This is a genomic window from Mesorhizobium terrae (assembly GCF_008727715.1).
Taxonomy (GTDB): Bacteria; Pseudomonadota; Alphaproteobacteria; order Rhizobiales; family Rhizobiaceae; genus Mesorhizobium; species Mesorhizobium terrae.
Map to the genome: position 1 here is coordinate 5,138,079 of NZ_CP044218.1, position 17,012 is coordinate 5,155,090.

Annotated in this window: 18 protein-coding genes and 1 tRNA gene; 17 read left to right on the forward strand and 2 right to left on the reverse strand. The window is 65.3% G+C overall.

The window, feature by feature from the left end; genetic code table 11:
- The 14 genes from FZF13_RS25890 (at window position 1) to FZF13_RS25950 (ending at window position 13,489) form a co-directional block, all read left to right on the forward strand.
- Entirely contained in the window at window positions 1–1,512 is a 1,512-nt protein-coding gene (locus FZF13_RS25890) for a tripartite tricarboxylate transporter permease (RefSeq protein ID WP_024926591.1), read from the forward strand.
- A 127-nt stretch (window positions 1,513–1,639) separates the two neighbouring features.
- The gene (locus tag FZF13_RS25895) at window positions 1,640–2,488 is read left to right on the forward strand and encodes an alpha/beta fold hydrolase (RefSeq protein WP_024926592.1); all 849 of its coding nucleotides are present in this window, start codon (window positions 1,640–1,642) and stop codon (window positions 2,486–2,488) included.
- Between the two features lie 126 nt (window positions 2,489–2,614).
- The gene (locus FZF13_RS25900) at window positions 2,615–3,640 is read left to right on the forward strand and encodes an ABC transporter substrate-binding protein (protein ID WP_024926593.1); all 1,026 of its coding nucleotides are present in this window, start codon (window positions 2,615–2,617) and stop codon (window positions 3,638–3,640) included.
- Window positions 3,641–3,757: 117 nt separating this feature from the next.
- Entirely contained in the window at window positions 3,758–5,257 is a 1,500-nt protein-coding gene (locus tag FZF13_RS25905; RefSeq protein ID WP_024926594.1) for a sugar ABC transporter ATP-binding protein, read from the forward strand.
- A complete protein-coding gene (locus FZF13_RS25910; protein ID WP_024926595.1) occupies window positions 5,257–6,240 on the forward strand; it encodes an ABC transporter permease in 984 nt (327 codons plus the stop codon). Before FZF13_RS25905 ends, FZF13_RS25910 begins: the two co-directional genes overlap by 1 nt.
- On the forward strand, window positions 6,237–7,226 hold the full coding sequence (locus FZF13_RS29090) for an ABC transporter permease (protein WP_024926596.1): 990 nt from the start codon (window positions 6,237–6,239) through the stop codon (window positions 7,224–7,226). The genes FZF13_RS25910 and FZF13_RS29090 overlap by 4 nt, the downstream gene beginning before the upstream one ends.
- A gap of 5 nt (window positions 7,227–7,231) precedes the next feature.
- Window positions 7,232–8,251, forward strand: coding sequence for a LacI family DNA-binding transcriptional regulator (locus tag FZF13_RS25915; RefSeq protein ID WP_024926597.1), 1,020 nt, complete (start codon window positions 7,232–7,234; stop codon window positions 8,249–8,251).
- 27 nt (window positions 8,252–8,278) lie between these two features.
- Window positions 8,279–9,517, forward strand: coding sequence for a Gfo/Idh/MocA family protein (locus FZF13_RS25920; protein ID WP_024926598.1), 1,239 nt, complete (start codon window positions 8,279–8,281; stop codon window positions 9,515–9,517).
- 260 nt (window positions 9,518–9,777) lie between these two features.
- Window positions 9,778–10,446: a GntR family transcriptional regulator gene (locus FZF13_RS25925; RefSeq protein WP_024926599.1), complete on the forward strand. Its 669-nt coding sequence runs from the start codon at window positions 9,778–9,780 to the stop codon at window positions 10,444–10,446.
- Window positions 10,447–10,537: 91 nt separating this feature from the next.
- Window positions 10,538–11,104: a biotin transporter BioY gene (locus FZF13_RS25930; RefSeq protein ID WP_024926600.1), complete on the forward strand. Its 567-nt coding sequence runs from the start codon at window positions 10,538–10,540 to the stop codon at window positions 11,102–11,104.
- Window positions 11,105–11,121: 17 nt separating this feature from the next.
- Window positions 11,122–12,192, forward strand: a complete 1,071-nt coding sequence (gene bioB, locus FZF13_RS25935) for a biotin synthase BioB (RefSeq protein WP_024926601.1) — start codon at window positions 11,122–11,124, stop codon at window positions 12,190–12,192.
- Window positions 12,189–12,857 carry a dethiobiotin synthase gene (gene bioD / locus FZF13_RS25940; protein WP_024926602.1) on the forward strand — a complete coding sequence of 223 codons (669 nt, stop codon included), beginning with the start codon at window positions 12,189–12,191 and terminating at the stop codon, window positions 12,855–12,857. Before bioB ends, bioD begins: the two co-directional genes overlap by 4 nt.
- A gap of 33 nt (window positions 12,858–12,890) precedes the next feature.
- Window positions 12,891–12,976: transfer RNA gene (locus FZF13_RS25945), tRNA-Leu, on the forward strand.
- A gap of 315 nt (window positions 12,977–13,291) precedes the next feature.
- Complete coding sequence (locus tag FZF13_RS25950) at window positions 13,292–13,489, forward strand: hypothetical protein (protein WP_024926603.1); 198 nt, start codon at window positions 13,292–13,294, stop codon at window positions 13,487–13,489.
- A gap of 21 nt (window positions 13,490–13,510) precedes the next feature.
- On the opposite strand, the gene FZF13_RS25955 is transcribed toward FZF13_RS25950, so the two are convergent.
- A complete protein-coding gene (locus FZF13_RS25955; protein ID WP_024926604.1) occupies window positions 13,511–13,897 on the reverse strand; it encodes a RidA family protein in 387 nt (128 codons plus the stop codon).
- Between the two features lie 347 nt (window positions 13,898–14,244).
- Here FZF13_RS25955 and FZF13_RS25960 point away from each other — a divergent pair, with 347 nt between their 5' ends.
- Complete coding sequence (locus FZF13_RS25960) at window positions 14,245–14,577, forward strand: hypothetical protein (protein WP_024926605.1); 333 nt, start codon at window positions 14,245–14,247, stop codon at window positions 14,575–14,577.
- A gap of 65 nt (window positions 14,578–14,642) precedes the next feature.
- Here FZF13_RS25960 and FZF13_RS25965 read toward each other — a convergent pair whose 3' ends face one another.
- Window positions 14,643–15,224 (reverse strand): NUDIX domain-containing protein, encoded by a 582-nt coding sequence (locus FZF13_RS25965; RefSeq protein ID WP_024926606.1) that lies wholly within the window; start codon window positions 15,222–15,224, stop codon window positions 14,643–14,645.
- Between the two features lie 123 nt (window positions 15,225–15,347).
- Between FZF13_RS25965 and FZF13_RS25970 the strand changes: the two genes are divergently transcribed.
- Window positions 15,348–15,722 (forward strand): VOC family protein, encoded by a 375-nt coding sequence (locus FZF13_RS25970; RefSeq protein ID WP_024926607.1) that lies wholly within the window; start codon window positions 15,348–15,350, stop codon window positions 15,720–15,722.
- Between the two features lie 112 nt (window positions 15,723–15,834).
- Window positions 15,835–16,938 carry an NADH:flavin oxidoreductase/NADH oxidase gene (locus tag FZF13_RS25975; RefSeq protein ID WP_024926608.1) on the forward strand — a complete coding sequence of 368 codons (1,104 nt, stop codon included), beginning with the start codon at window positions 15,835–15,837 and terminating at the stop codon, window positions 16,936–16,938.
- Window positions 16,939–17,012 lie beyond the last annotated feature (74 nt).

Sequence of the window (17,012 nt, forward strand, 5' to 3'; positions counted from 1 at the left end):
ATGGATCTCTTCAGCAATCTCGCACTCGGCTTTATGACGGCGTCGACGCTGGCCAATCTGGGCTTCTGCCTGATCGGCGTGCTGCTCGGCACCCTGATCGGCGTGCTGCCGGGCATCGGCGCCACCGCCACCATCGCCATGCTGTTGCCCGTCACCTTCCAGATCGGCGACCCGGTGTCGTCGCTGATCATGCTGGCCGGCATCTATTACGGCGCCCAGTATGGCGGCTCCACCACCGCCATCCTCATCAACATGCCGGGCGAATCCTCCTCCGCCGTCACCGCCATCGACGGCTACCAGATGGCGCGCAACGGCCGCGCCGGCGCTGCCCTGGCAACGGCCGCGCTCGGTTCCTTCTTCGCCGGCACCGTCGCCACCTTCCTTGTCGCCATCTTCGCCCCGCCGCTGACCAGGATCGCGCTGGAATTCGGCGCGGCCGAATATTTCTCGCTGATGGTCGTCGGCCTCGTCTCCTCGATCGCGCTCGCGCACGGCTCCATCGTCAAGGCGCTCGCCATGGTGGTGCTCGGCCTGCTGCTCGGCCTGGTCGGCTCCGACATTTTCGAAGGCACGCCGCGCTTCACGCTCGGCATCCGCGAATTCTCCGACGGGCTGAATTTCGTGGCCGTGGCGGTCGGCGTGTTCGGCGTGGCCGAGATCCTGCGCAATCTGGAAAACGAGCACGACCGCTCGGTGATGATCCGCAAGGTGACCGGGCTGATGCCGACGCGCGAGGACTTCCGGCGCATGACGGCGCCGGTGCTGCGCGGCACGGCATTGGGCTCGGCGCTGGGCATCCTGCCTGGCGGCGGCTCCATCCTGGCCTCCTTCGCCTCCTACACGCTGGAAAAACGCGTCGCGAAAAATCCCGAGGAGTTTGGCAAGGGCGCGATCGAGGGCGTGGCCGGGCCGGAATCGGCCAACAACGCGGCCGCGCAGACCTCCTTCATCCCCATGCTCACCCTCGGCATCCCGGCCAACCCGGTGATGGCGCTGATGATCGGCGCCATGATCATCCAGGGCATCGTGCCTGGCCCGGACGTGGCTGCCGAACGGCCGGCGCTGTTCTGGGGCCTGATCGTGTCGATGTGGATCGGCAACCTGATGCTGATCGTGCTCAACCTGCCGCTGATCGGCCTGTGGGTGAAGCTTCTTACGGTGCCCTACACCGTGCTGTTCCCGGCGATCATGGCGTTTTCGGCCATCGGCGTCTATTCGGTGAAATCGAGCGCCTTCGACCTCTACGCGGTCGCCTTCTTCGGCCTGCTCGGCTATGTGCTGGCCAAATTGCGCTGCGAGCCGGCGCCGCTGCTGCTCGGTTTCGTGCTCGGCCCGCTGTTCGAGGAGAACCTGCGCAGGGCGATGATCCTGTCGCGCGGCGACCCGTCCATCTTCGTCACCCGTCCGATCAGCGCAGGCCTTCTGGCCGTCGCGGCGCTGATCCTGGTGGTGGTGCTGTTGCCGGCGGTGCGCAAGAAGCGCGAGGAAGTGTTCGTCGAGGAGGACGCGTAAGGTCTCAGGGGCGAAGGTTCGTGCCGGGGTCGGGAATCCATTCCCGACCCCGGCGTCGCTTTTGCCCGATGTTGACTTTGCGCGGCGGAAGGCGGTTGATCCGGGTTCAATCCCGGAGGACCGCCCGATGTCGCGTTTGTGGACCGCTTTGGCCTTTGTCGCCCTTCTCATCGTCTCGGGCGCCGCGCGCGCCGAGGAACGCTGGCTGACCCTGCCCGAACCCGCGCCCATGCCGAAGGCCGAGGAAAGCGGCTATGCGCCGGTCAACGGCATCCAGATGTATTACGCCGTCTACGGCAAGGGCGATCCGGTCCTGCTCATCCATGGCGGCCTCGGCCATGCCGACATCTGGTCGAGCCAGGTGGCGGAACTGGCCAAGACGCACAAGGTGATCGTGGCCGACAGCCGCGGACATGGCCGCTCCACCCGCACCGAAGAGCCCTATGGCTACGACCTGATGGCGTCCGACTACCTTGCCCTGCTCGACCATCTCAAGATCGACAAGACGGCGCTGGTCGGCTGGAGCGATGGCGGCATCATCGGCATCGACATCGCCATGAAGCATCCCGAACGGCTGACCCGCCTGTTCGCGCAAGCCGCCAACGTCACCACCGATGGCGTCGATCCCGGCGTGCTCACCAACAAGACTTTCGCCGCCTATATCGAGCGCTCGGGCCGCGACTACAAAAAACTCTCCAAGACGCCCGACCAGTACGACGCCTTCGTCGCCCAGATTAGCAAGATGTGGGAGACGCAGCCGAACTGGAGCAAGGAGCAGGTCGCCAAGATCACCACGCCGACGGCCATCGTAGCCGGCGATCACGACGAGGCGATCAAGCGCGAGCACACCGACTACATGGCCAAGACCATTCCGGGCGCCAAGGAGATCATCCTGCCCAACGCCAGTCATTTCGCCATGCTGCAGGCGCCCGACGAATACACCAAGGCGGTCGTCGACTTCATCGACCAGAAGTGAAGACGCAACGATAGCCCGTCCCTGCCCGCATGGAGGCGGGCTCATCCCCCAAAAAGCTGCGTTTGCGCTATTGAAATCGATTTCATTCCTGTTACCATTCGCGCCGTCGCACTCAGGGAGGAACATATGAAAAAGGCGATCGCATTAGCTTTGACGGCCACCACCGCGCTGGCCATATCGGCGTTTTCCACTTACGCAGCAGATTTCAAGATCGGCCTTTCCAACGGCTGGGTCGGTTCCGAATGGCGCACCCAGATGATTGACGAGGCGAAGGCCGCGGCAGCCGCCTGGAAGGACAAGGGCGTCAATGTCGAGGTCGTGGTGCAGAGCGCCAATGTCGACGTGCCCGGCCAGATCGCGCAGGTGCGCAATTTCATGAGCCAGGGCGTCAACGCCATCATCATCAACCCGAACAGCCCGACCGCGTTCGACCCGATCTTCAAGCAGGCCAAGGACGCCGGCATCCTGGTGATCGCCACCGACGCCGAGGTGTCGTCCAAGGATGCCACCTATGTCGGTATCGACCAGAAGGCCTGGGGCGCCGCCGGCGCCAAGTGGCTGGCCGAGACGCTGGGCGGCAAGGGCAATGTCGTGGCCATCAACGGCGTCGCCGGCCATCCGGCCAACGAGATGCGCGTTGCCGGCTACAAGGAAGTGTTCGGCAAGTATCCCGACATCAAGATCGTCAACGAAGTGAACGCCAACTGGGACCAGGCGCAGGGCCAGCAGGCCATGCAGAACCTGCTCGCCACCTATCCCGACATCAACGGCGTGTGGGTGCAGGACGGCATGGCCGCCGGCGCCTGGAAGTCGATCATCGATGCCGGCAAGCAGTCGTCGATCGCCGCCACCGGCGAGATCCGCAAGGACTTCATCGACATCTGGACCAAGGACAAGCTGAACTCCGGCGCTTCGGTCAATCCTCCGGGCGTCATGGCCTCGGCGCTCAATGTCGCCGTGCTGATGCTGCAGGGCAAGGAACTGAAGGAGCCGGCGGCGGCCGGGCAGTACAAGAACGCCATGTACCTGCCGATCCCGTTCATCGATTCCAAGAACCTTCCGGAAGCAGCGAAAGCAGTGGACGGCAAGCCCGGCTACTACTCCTTCACCAGCCAGCTTTCGATCGAAGACGCTGAAAAGCTCTTCAAGTAATTCCTCCCAAGGAACTCCGTTCGGCGGCTTCGGTCGCCGGGCGGACCTGGGACGAAATTTCAAGTAATCTGGCAATTTCCGGGGTTTTACCCCTGCCCTGCCGAAGGAACGGCATCGATGTCCGAACTCATCGTTCGCGGCGCGCGCAAGGCCTATGGCGCAACGGTTGCGCTAAGCCGAGGCGACCTGCATCTCAAGCCTGGCGAAGTGCATGTGCTGATCGGCTCGAACGGCTCGGGCAAGTCGACGCTGTGCAAGATCGTCGCCGGCAGCGTCAAGCCGGACGCCGGCGAGGTGCTGCTGGACGGCAAGCCGGTGACGATTGACGGACCGCGCGCGGCGCGGGCACTCGGCATCGGCATCTTCTACCAGGAGCTCAGCCTGGCCGCGCGGCGCACCGTGGCCGAGAACATCCTGTTGCCGGCGATGCCGGTGAAGGGCGGCGTCTTTGTCGACCGCACCGCATTGGAAGAGCGCGCGGCAAAGGTGATCGCCGAGTTCAAGGATGTCGCCGGCGAAGGTTTTGCCGCCGACGTGACGGTGGACCGGCTGCGCGCCGACCAGCGGCAGCTGGTCGAGATCATGAAGGCGCTGGCCACCGAAGCCCCCATCCTCATCTTCGACGAACCGACATCGGCGCTCGACCGCGCCCAGGTCGACCGTTTCTTCGAAATCCTGCGCCGCCTGAAACAGGAAGGCCGCGCCATGGTGTTCATCTCGCACCGCATGGACGAAATCTTTTCGATCGGCGACCGCGTCACCGTCATCCGCGACGGCGCCACCGTCGCCACTTCGGCCATCGCCGAGACCAATGCCGATACGGTCATCCGCCAGATGGTGGGCGAGCGCGAGGCGGTATTTGTCGATGCCAAGCCGCCGGTGCCGGCCACCGCCGGCGATGCGGTACTGTCCGTCGCCAACCTATCGGGCGCGGGCTTCCGCGACATTTCCTTCAGCGTCGGCAAGGGCGAGATTCTCGGTTTCGGCGGCCTGCACGGCCAGGGCCAGTCGTCGGTGCTGCGCGCCATCTTCGGGGCGCTGGCCCATAATTCCGGCGCCATCCATGTCGGCGGCAAGCCGTGCGCGGCCCGCACGCCGGCCGAGGCGATCCGCAACGGCATCGCCTATGTCTCGGGTGACCGCGGCCGCGACGGCACGCTGACCGGCCGGCCGATCCTGGAAAACGTCACGCCGATCCATTTCCTGCGCAACGGGCTGCATCTGGCCCGGCCGGGTGCGCTGACCGCACTGGTCGACGGGCCGCTCAAGGCGTTGAAAACCAAGTTCCAGGACATCGGCCAGCCGGTGAATTCACTGTCGGGAGGCAACCAGCAGAAGGTGGTGATCGCCCGCTGGCTGGTCGACCGTCCGTCGATCCTTTTGCTCGACGATCCCACCAAGGGCATCGACCTCGCCGCCAAGTCCGACCTTTTCCAGCTCATCCGTTCGCTGGCCGCCGACGGCATGGGCATCGTGCTCTATTCCTCGGAGGACGCCGAACTGCTTGCCAATGCCGACCGTATCCTGGTCTTCAACTCGGGCGCGGTGACGCGCGAACTGAAGGGCGAGGACCGCACCCGCTACAATCTCTACCACGCCGCCTACGAGGCCGCCTGATGAGCGACGCGACCCAACAATCAAGAACCGGCGGCCTCGGTCGCCTGATCCGGCGTTATCCCTTCCTGCCGGCGCTGATCATCCTTGTCGCGCTGCTGGCGCTCAACGGCATCTTCGAGCCGCGCAGCCTCGGCTTCCGCGCCATGACCGGCCTCGTTTCCACCTATCTGGCGCTGATGATGCTGGCGGTGGCGCAGACCTATGTCGTGTTCTCCGGCGATATCGACCTTTCGGCCGGCAGCATCGTGTCGCTGGTCAATGTGTCGGTGATCGTGCTGATGCAGAAATGGGGCGGCGACGGCTTTTCCGTGATCGCCGCCTGCCTTGCCGGCGCCCTGATCGGGCTCGCCTGCGGGCTCATCAACGGCATCATCGTCGCCGGCCTCAGGCTGCAGGCGATCGTCGCTACCTTCGCGACCTCGATCTTCTTCACCGGCCTTGCGCTCACCGTGCTGCCGGTGGCCGGAACGCCGGCGCCGGAAGCCTACTGGACCACCTATGGCGGACGCTTCTTCGGCATCCCCTTCGTGCTCTACGCGGTTGTTGCCGTGGCGATCGTGCTCGCCTTCCTGATGCGCATGCGGCTGACCACGCAGATGCTGGCCGTCGGCGACGACCAGCAGGCCGCCTTCCAGAGCGGCTTGCCGGTCACCGCCATCCGCATCAAGGGTTATGTCTTCTGCGGCCTGTTCGCGGCACTCGCCGCACTCTGCATCACCGGCGACACGGCGAGCGGCGACCCGCTGGTCGGCGGCAAGATGACGCTCTATTCGGTCGCGGCCGTGGTGCTGGGCGGCTCGGCGCTGGCCGGCGGCTTCGGCACGGTCACTGGCTCGCTGATCGGCGCCCTCATCATCGGCCTTATCAACGCGCTGGTCTTCTTCGTCGGCACGCCGTCGGAATGGCAGAACTTCGCGCAGGGCTTCGCCATCCTGGCCGCCCTGATGACCGGCATCCTCGTCAGCCGCGGAGCACGGGCATGAGCGCCGACGCCCTCGCCTCGAAGCCGGCGCAGAACGCCGTGCTGGCCTTCCTGAAGAAGCCGCTCGTGGTGGCGCTGATCCTCATCGTGCTGCTGCTCGCCGTCGGCGAATGGCTGTCGCCGGGCTTCGCCTCGCCGGGGCAGGTGCTCAGGCTGCTCATCGTTGCAGCCTTGCTCGGCATCGTCGCCGCCGGCCAGAACCTCGTCATCCTGGGCGGGCGCGAAGGCATCGATCTGTCGGTCGGTGGCATCGTCTCGCTGGCGGCGATCCTTGCCGGCAATGTCATGAACGGCGCCGATGGCGGCATCCTGCCGGCCATCCTGGTCTGCATTGTCGTCGGCGCTTTCTTTGGCCTCATCAACGGCGTCGGCGTCACGCTGCTGCGCATCCCGCCGCTGGTGATGACGCTCGGCATGCTGGGCGTGCTGCAGGGCCTGCTGGTGGTGATCCGCAACGGCATCCCGTCGGGACGCGCCGCACCCGGCCTCTCCGACTTCGTCGTCAAGCCGTTCCTGCTCGGCCTGCCCGGCATCATCTGGCTATGGCTTCTGATCGGCCTTGCCATGGCGCTGCTGCTGCGCCGCACCGTGTTCGGCTACCGGGTCTACGCCATCGGCTCCAACGAGCAGGCCGCCTTCATGGCCGGCGTGCCGGTGAAGACGATCCGCATCGCGCTGTTCATGCTGTCGGGTGCCTTCGCGGCAATCGCCGGCATGTGCCTGCTCGGCTATTCCGGCTCGTCCTTCGCCAATGTCGGCGAACAATACATGCTGCCGTCCATCATCGCCGTGGTTCTGGGCGGCACGCCGCTTTCCGGCGGCAAGGGCGGTTACACCGGCACCATGGCCGGCGCGGTGCTGCTGGTGCTGCTGCAAAGCATCCTGACCACCGTGCATATCGACGAATCCGGCCGCCAGATGGTGTTCGGCGCGACGCTGGTGGCGCTGATGCTGTTCTACGGCCGCGCCAAGGCGATGCGGAGCTGATCGGCATGGCCGGGCCCGCCAAGATCAAGGACATCGCCGCGCGCGCCGGGGTTTCCCCGGCGACGGTCTCGCGGGCGCTTTCCGACACCGGACTGGTGGCCGAGCCGACCCTGTCGCGCATCCGCGAGGTGGCGCAGTCGCTGAACTACCGGCCCAATGTCAGTGCCCGCAACCTGCGCACACAGCGCTCCATGGCGGTGCTGATGGTGGTGCGCGACGTCGGCAACCCCTTCTATCTCGAGATCATGAAAGGCGTCGAAGCGACCGCGCGCGCCGCCGGCTATTCGGTGCTGATGGGCAACACCGAAAACAATGCCGAACGCGAGGTCGAGTATTTCGACATGCTGCGCGACGGCCATGCCGACGGCATGATCCTGATCACCGGCAAATTGCCATGGTCGGTCCAGGAAAGCCGCCAGCATCTGCACGGCCTGCCGGTCGTGGTGGCGCTGGAAACCATCGAGGGTCTCGGCCTGCCGCATGTGCAGATCGACAATGTCGGCGCCTCGCGCGCCGCCGTCGAACATCTCATCGACCTCGGCCACGAGCGCATCGCCCATATCAGCGGGCCGGTGCCGGAGGTCATGAGCGTCAAGCGCCGCGACGGCTACCGCCAGGCGATGTCGGCCGCCGGGCTCGCCATTCCGGACGGCTACGAACCGGTGGGCGACTATCTGCTGCATTCGGGCGAGACGCTGTGCCGGGCGCTGTGCGAGCGGCCGGACCCGCCGACCGCCATCTTCGTGGCCAACGACGAAATGGCGTTCGGCACCATCAACGAATTGCGCCGGCTGGGTCTCGACGTGCCGGGCGACGTTTCGGTGGTCGGTTTCGACGACCTGTTCCTGAGCCAAGCTTTCTACCCGCCGCTGACCACGGTGCGCCAGCCGCGTGCCGAGATCGGCCAGGAAGCAATGCGACAGCTCTTGCGCGTGCTGACCGGCGACCTGACCGAAGCCGAGACGCTGGAAATGCCGACGGCCTTGCAGGTTCGCGGCTCGACGGCGCGCGCCAAACCGATCTGAGAGATTTCAAAGCAGGAAAGGACGACCATGGCACAGTTGCCGAAGGAGAGATTGCGCGTCGGATTCGTGGGCACGGGCTTCATCGCCCAGTTCCACCTGAAATCGCTGGTCGGCGTGCGCAACATCGACGTCGTCGGCGTCTACAGCCGCTCAAACGAGAAGCGCGCGCATTTCGTCAAGCTCGCCGACGAGCTCGGCCTCGGCGCCTGCAAGAACCACGACAGCCTCGAAAGCCTGCTTGGCGATCCCACGCTGGATGCCGTCTGGGTCCTGTCGCCCAACTACACCCGCCTCGACGTGATGCGCACATTGCATGCGGAAGTGAAGGCCGGCCGCTCGAAAGTGTTCGCCGTCGCCTGCGAAAAGCCGCTGGCACGCACGGTGGCCGAGGCACGCGAAATGCTGCGGCTGGCCGAGGATGCCGGGCTGAACCACGGCTATCTCGAAAACCAGGTGTTCTCGACGCCGGTCATCCGCGGCAAGGAGATCATCTGGCGTCGCGCCGCCTCCACCACCGGCCGCCCCTATCTGGCGCGTGCGGCGGAGGAGCATTCCGGCCCGCACGAGGCCTGGTTCTGGCAGGGCGACAAGCAGGGCGGCGGCGTCTTGTCCGACATGATGTGCCATAGCCTCGAAGTCGCCCGTCACCTGCTCACCGCGCCGGGCGCTGCGCGCAATTCGCTCAGGGTCAAGTCGGTCAGCGGCACCGTCGCCAACCTCAAATGGACGCGGCCGCATTACGCCGACGACCTCGCCCGCCGCTTCGGCCCGGGCGTCGACTACCGCAACCACCCATCCGAGGATTTTGCCCGCGGTGTGGTGGCACTGGAGGACGAGGCCGGCAACGAACTGATGATCGAGGCCACCACTTCCTGGGCCTATGTCGGCGCCGGCCTGCGCATCCAGCTCGAACTGCTCGGCCCAGAATATGCAATGGAATTCAACTCGCTGGGCACCGGCCTCAAAATATTCATGTCGCGCGCCGTCAAAGGCTCGGAAGGCGAGGACCTGGTCGAGAAGCAGAACGCCGAACAGGGCCTGATGCCGGTGCTGGAGGATGAGGCAGGCGTCTATGGCTACACCGACGAGAACCGCCACATGACCGAATGTTTCCGCAAGGGCGAGACGCCGCAGGAAACCTTCCATGACGGGCTCGGCGTGGTCGAGATGATGATGGGTCTCTACAAATCCGCCGAAACCGGCGAGACGGTGCATTTCCCGGCACCCGACCTCGAACACTACGTGCCGCCGGTGGCGCGGCGCTAGCTTCCAGCAACAGGCGTCGAGGCGATGCGGATGAAGGGATGAACCCCGCCTGCCATTAGAGGCAGATCCGCGCTTCGACGCCCGTCTTCAAGGCAAGGTGCCCTCCCGTACCTTGCCTTTCTTTTTTGGACCTTTCTTTTTTGGGCCTTTCTTTTTGTCCCCTCGCGTCCGGCGGGCCGCATCACCCGGTCAGGCTATGCGCCTGTGGCTTGTGGCGCCGGCCAATCGACAAGCGTCGCGCGTCAAATTATCTATGAAATATGGGCGCACAAAAAGAAGACACGCTGGCGGTCCGCATCTCCAGGACGCTGGCCGACCGCATCATCGCAGGCAAGATCGAGCCCGGCTCACGGCTGCGGCAGGACCATATCGCCGAGGAATTCGGCGCCAGCCACGTTCCGGTGCGCGAGGCGTTCCGCCGCCTCGAGGCGCAAGGGCTTGCGGTGAGCGAGCCGCGCCGCGGCGTGCGTGTCGCCAGCTTCGACCTCGCCGAAGTGAAGGAAGTGGCGGAAATGCGCGCCGCGCTCGAAGTTTTGGCACTGCGCCATTCGGCGCCGCACATCACGCCCGCCATTCTCGACGCGGCCGAGGAAGCCACCAAGGCCGGCGACAATTCCCGCGACGTGCGCTCCTGGGAAGAGGCGAACCGGCGTTTTCACCGCGTCATCCTCGAACCCTGCGCCATGCCGCGCCTGCTTTCGGCGATAGATGATCTGCACGCCGCCAGCGCCCGTTTTCTGTTCGCCGCCTGGCGTTCCGACTGGGAAGCCCGCACCGACCATGACCACCGCGCCATTCTTGCCGCCCTGCGCAAGGGCCAGGTTGAAACCGCCTGCGGCACGCTTGCCGGCCATGTGCAGTGGATCGGCCGCCGGCCGCAGAAGTCTGCAAGCGGTAGCGTTCGCGACGCTTTCGCGATTGTCGGATAAAATATCTATAATTTAGTTGCGACTCGTTTCCTTTTGTGGATTCAATGTAGATATAGATCACAAATTATCTATAATCTGCGAAAGGAAAAACATGAGCCAGACCCTCACACTGCGCGGCGTCAAGCCGCGCGAGGCGATCAAGACCGCCGCCGTCATCGTCGCCGGCGTCGCCTTGCTCACGCTGTGCGCCAAGATCCGCATCCCGTTCTGGCCGGTGCCGCTGACCATGTACACGCTGGCGGTGATGGGCATCGCCGTGGCGACCGGCCCGCGCATCGCCACCGCCACCTTCTTCTCCTTCCTGGCGGTCGGCGCCGCCGGACTGCCGGTCTTCTCCGGCTCGCCGGAACGCGGCATCGGCCTTGCCTATATGATGGGCCCGACCGGCGGCTATCTGCTCGGCTACCTGTTCGCCAGCTGGCTGACGGGCGCGCTCGCCGAAGGCCGGCAGATGTTCGGCCGCACCATGGCCATGCTCGCCGGCCTCGCCGTCACCTACGCCGTCGGCCTGCCCTGGCTCGGCCTCTACATTCCGATGAAGGACGTCATCGCGCTCGGCTTCACCCCCTTCATCCTGGGCGACCTGATCAACATCGCCATGGTTGCCGCGGGCTCCGCCATGATCCCGGCCCGCCTTTTGGGCAGGATCGGCCGGTGAGCGTGCCGCGCCAAGCAATGGGGGATCGCCTGTCTCTGCTGGGGACGGGCAATCTCCGCACCGACTGGACGCAGGAGGAGGCGGCGGCGATCCACGCCCTGCCCTTGCCCGACCTCATCTTCATTGCGCAATGCCTGCACCGCCGGTATTTCGACCCGACCGAGGTCGAGACCGCCAGCCTGCTCAGCGTCAAGACGGGCGGCTGCCCGGAAGATTGCGGCTACTGCTCGCAGAGCGCGCATCACAAGACCGGCGTCAAGGCGACCAAGCTGATGGCGGTGGACCAGGTGATCGAGGAAGCAAGCCGCGCCAAGGCCGGCGGTGCGACGCGCTTCTGCATGGGAGCGGCCTGGCGCGGCCCGAAGGACCGCGACATGGGCCAGGTCTGCGCCATGATCGAGGGCGTACGCGCGCTCGGCATGGAAACCTGCGTCACGCTCGGCATGCTCACGGAGCCGCAGGTCGAGCGCCTCGGCGAAGCCGGTCTCGACTACTACAACCACAACATCGACACCTCGCGGGCCTATTATCCCGAGATCGCCACCACCCGCAGCATGGACGACCGGCTGGAGACGCTGGCGCTGGTGCGCGCCGGCGGCATCAAGGTCTGCTCGGGCGGCATCGTCGGCATGGGCGAGACGACGGAGGACCGCATCGCCATGCTGGTCATCCTGGCGACGCTCGAACAGCATCCCGAAAGCGTTCCCATCAACATGTGGAACGAGATCAAGGGCACGCCGGTGATGGAGAAGAGCCGGCCGGTGGAGCCGATCGCCTTCGTGCGGCTCGTCGCGCTGGCGCGCATCCTGATGCCGAAAAGCGTGGTGCGGCTGTCGGCCGGGCGGCACGCGATGAGCGACGAATTGCAGGCGCTGTGTTTCCTGGCCGGCGCCAATTCGATCTTCACCGGCGACGTGCTTCTGACCACCGGCAATCCCGCCCGCGGCAAGGATTTTTCGCTGCTGGAAAAGCTCGGCATGCGCGCCGCGTTGCGCCCTGTGCATGAAGACGTCTGCGATGATAGCCCGGCAGGCGTCGGCCTCAGGCCTCAATCGGCACCGCCTGCCCCAACGGTCGAAGCCCAATGACAACACGCATCGTCGTCACCGGCACCGACACCAATGTCGGCAAGACGGTCTTCGCCGCCGGGCTCACCGGTTTCCTCGGCGCGTCCTACTGGAAACCGGTGCAAGCCGGCCTGCTAAGCGAGACAGACAGCGAAACCGTCATGCGGCTCGGCGGCATTCCCGCCCAGCGCATCCTGCCCGAGGCCTGGCGGCTGAACGCGCCGGCCTCGCCGCATCATGCCGCCGCCATCGACGGCGTCGCCATCGATCCCGAAAAGCTGACGATACCGCAAACGCAAGGCCCCCTGGTCATCGAGGGTGTCGGCGGCGTGCTGGCGCCGTTGACGCGGACCGTCACCTTCGCCGACCTCGTCGCCCGCTGGCAGGTGCCGGCGGTGCTCTGCGCCCGCACCCGGCTCGGCACCATCAACCACACGCTGCTGTCGCTGGAGGCGCTGCGCGCCCGCGCCGTGCCGGTGCTCGGCATCGCCTTCATCGGCGACCCGGAACCCGAAACCGAACGCATCATCTGCGAGATGGGTCGGACAAAGTCGCTCGGCCGCCTGCCCTTGCTCGATCCCTCGACCCCGACAACGCTGCACGCCGCATTCGCGGCGGCGTTCCGGACTGAGGATTTTCTGTCCGGTTCGGCCCACAGCCTGTTCGCCGGGCAAAACACCGGTTGACGAACTCCGCTCAAGCCTCGAAAAGCAGGGCGCGCGGACGTGGCGGAACTGGTAGACGCAAGGGACTTAAAATCCCTCGATCCTCGATCGTACGGGTTCGATTCCCGTCGTCCGCACCATTTTCCAAATAATATTTATAAAAATCAGCTAGATAAGACCAAGGAACCTTATCCGCCGCCGCTGCAATCCCTGTTTGTGGCGTCGTTCGGCCTGGCGACACACACCCATTATCGCGCCATTCTCGGGCCATCGCGAGAATGCACCACCACACCACAGAACCTCTCGCGACGCGGGAAGAAACCGAGACCTGGCTAACGGCGTCGTGGGAAGAGGCGATGACGCTGCAGCGTTCTCTTCCTGACAACATGACAGCCTTGGTTGATGCACCCAACGACGCGATCAGCGTTCGACAGGTGCTGTTCTAGGAGGTTCGAATGGACCGGATTGTTCGCCTCGATACACGGCGGGAAACCGCATTGCAGCGCATCGCCGACCGCTTCGTCGCCAGCCACAAGGGCGACGTGATGATGGCGCTGAAACAGATGATCGTGCTCAATGGCGAGATGCAGCAGCGCCTCGATACGCTGGGAGATGGCTCGCCGTTCGACCAGCAGCCTCGCAGCCATCATTGAGTGATGGATGATGCGCCTGTCTCACGCGGCCGCGACCACCTCGATCTCGACCAGCCATTCCGGCACAAGTGTCTGGGCCACGATCGCGGTTGTCGGAATGCGCCGGTCACCCAGAGCCTTGATGCGGGCGTTCTGGTTTGCCTCGGCGTATGACGCATCGCGCAGATAGCTCGTCAGCCGCACGATGTTGTCGGTCGTCATATGGGCTTCTGCAAGGATACGCCGGAGATTGGACCAAATCAGATCGAGCTGTTCCTCCAGGCTTTCCGGGGCATTGCCCTGGGCATCAAGCCCCATCGTACCGCTGATGAACAGGAAGCGCTCCGCGCTTCTCACCTCCATCGCATGCACGTAGTCATCGGTCGCGGGATAGATGCCGTCGCGTGGATTGCAAGGTGTCAGCTGCATTCTCGTTTCTCTCCGGTCGACATGTTGCCGTTACGCTTTTTTGGGCGCGGTTTCCAGGAAGAAGCTATGGCGGCGGATGCATGCCGTTCGGTCGCGTCGAACGGTGGACAGCCCGATGGATTGGATTTCCCGGTCAAAGTGAACAGGTCAATTCGGCCAGAGCGCCAACGATGGGCTGATAAGAAATAGCGTGCGCAGGGTAGCGTTGCTGCCGGTCCCGGTAGAAGGCAAGCCACATCGCGCTATCCGAAACCGGGTACCGACCTACCCAACCGCCCCGGAAGGCGTGAACATGCCGGCCTCGCCCGCCGGTTCCAATTCACCGCTGGCCTTGCTAGGCTGGCGCCATGAAAGCGATCGGCCTCCGTTTCCCGGCAACCGCCTTTCTGCTCGGCCTTCTGGTAGGCTGCGGGTCGATGAAATCCGTCGATCCCTCGCAATATGCGTCGATGGATTGCAGCGGCCTCAACGCCGCGCTCGGCGTCGTCGCCACCGACGTCACCCGCAACGCCTTCAGCCGCGGCACCATCTCGAACGCCGATGTGCCGCTGTGGCTGCCGGGCGGGCAGAAGGCGGTGTCGCTGCTGAAGGACCGGCGAACGGCGGAAATCGAACGCCTGCAGGCGCAAGGCGCGGCCATCGAGGCTGCGCGCAATCGCCGCTGCAAGGGCGAACTGTAGCATTCGCGCCAACCCACGCCGGGTATCCAGTGAGCTGTTTCGTCTATCGAAAAGCGGCGCTTCCCTCAGCCGAACAGCGCCGGATTGAGCTTCAGGTGCTGCAGGAGAATAATGGTCTTGCCGTCGATGATGCGGCCGTCGGCGACCGCCGCCATCGCCTCGTCGACCGGCATTTCCAGCACCTCGATGTCCTCGCCCTCGTCGGCCGCGCCGCCGCCGGCGGAGATGCGGTCGGCCGGGCTGTAGCGGCCGGCGAACAGCCACAGCCGTTCGGTGACGCTGCCGGGGCTCATATAGGTGGAGAACAACAGCTTCACCCCGTTCAGCCTGTAACCCAGCTCCTCTTCCGCCTCCTTGCGGATGCAGGTTTCGGCATCGTCCTTGTCGAGCAGGCCGGCGCAGGCCTCGATCAGCGGTTCCTTGTGGCCGGTGACATAGGCCGGCCAGCGGAACTGGCGCACCAGAAGCACGGTGCCGCGGTCGGGGTCGAAGGGCAGGATCGCGGCGCCGTCGCCACGGTCGTAGGTCTGGCGCACCTGCGTCTCCCACACGCCGTCGCTGCGGCGGTAGTCGAAGGTCGTCTTCTTGAGGATGGCCCAGTCGTCGGAAAGGATTTCCTGCGAAAGAATGCGAATACGGTCGTCCATGCTTGCCTCGTCTCGGGGGATGCGCTGGGATAGCGCGCGGCGACGCGGCCCGCAAGGATGGCGGCCGGAAACAGGACATCTACCGGCCTCATCGGGCGGCGGCGATGCAAGTGCGAGGTTTTGATGCGGCTCAATCAGGTCACCGTGACCGCCCCCGATCTCGACGCCGCCTGGGAATTTTACCGCAGGCTCGGGCTCATTCCCGTCGTCGACAGCCGGCCGCACTACATCCGTTTTCTCTGCCCGGACGGCGACAGTACATTTTCCGTCGATCAGGGCGAACGCACGGGAAGCGGAACGACCGTCTACTTCGAGATGGACGATCTCGACGCCGAGGTCGCACGCTTCAAATCGCTGGGCTTCGCATTCACCTCCGGGCCCCGGGACCAGCGCTGGCTTTGGCGGGAAGCGGAACTCTTCGATCCCGCTGGCAACAGGATCGTCCTCTATCATGCCGGAAAGAACCGCATCGACCCGCCATGGCGGGTGCGGGCTTAGGTCAGGACTTGGTGCCAATCATGGCAGTGTTTGGGCCAATCCACGCCGGCCTTGATCCGCGGCGCGCGGCGGCCTTTAGTGGGAAAACGGTCGCGACAACGCCGGAGATGTCATGACAGCCGCCCTTTTCCAGCCCATTTCGCTCGATGGCCTCGTTCTGCCCAACCGCATCGCGGTCGCGCCGATGTGCCAGTATTCGGCCGATGACGGCTCCGCCACCGACTGGCACATCTGCCACTGGATGAACCTTGCCATGTCCGGCGCCGGCATGATCACGGTGGAGATGACCGACGTCGAACGGCGCGGCCGCATCTCGCACAATTGCCTTGGCCTTTATTCCGACCACAACGAGGCCGCCGCCAAGCGGGCGCTCGATGCGGCAAGGCGCGTCGCCATGCCCGGCGCCAAGTTCGGCGTGCAGCTTGCCCATGCCGGCCGCAAGGCGTCCTGCCAGCGGCCCTGGGAAGGCGGCGGACCGCTGATGCCGGGGCAAGACCCGTGGGCGGTCGTCTCGGCCTCGGCAATAGCCTATGACACCGGCTGGCAGGTCCCGCATGCGCTGGACGAAGACGAGGTGCTTGGCGTCATCCAGCGTTTCGCCGAGGCGGCGCGACGGGCCGAGCGCGCCGGCTTCGATTTCATCGAGCTGCACGCCGCCCATGGCTATCTGATCTTCCAGTTCCTGTCGCCGCTTTCCAACCGGCGCACCGACCGCTGGGGCGGTTCGCTGGAAAACCGCATGCGCTTCGCGGTCGAGGTCGCCAAGGCGGTGAAAGCGGCAGCACCCAAGCTGATGCTGGGCGCCAGGCTTTCGGTGAAGGAGTGGGTGGATGGAGGTTTCGACGTGCCGGAGGCGATCGAGGTGGCCAAGACGCTGAAGCAAGCGGGCGTCGCCTATCTGTGCTGCTCGAGCGGCGGCAACTCGCCGCTGCAGAAGCTGCCGACCGGCGCCGGCTACCAGGTGCATCTGGGCGAAGCGGTGCGCAAGGCCACCGGCATCGCCACCCGCACCGTAGGCCTCATCACCGACCCCGACTACGCCAACACCATCGTGGCGCAAGGCAAGGCCGACATCGTGGCGCTCGGCCGCGCCTTCCTCGCCGATCCGCGCTGGGGCTGGCGCGCGGCGGCGACGCTGGGCGAGAAGATCCACCCCGCCCCGCAGCTCGCGCGCGCCGTCACCACCATGGAACACTGGCTCAAGGACGACGATTGAACAGGGCGTCATGGCGCCGGCAAAACCAGCCGAAGGTTGAAATCCGCGCGAAAGTGCTGGAAAGTGCGGGAAGT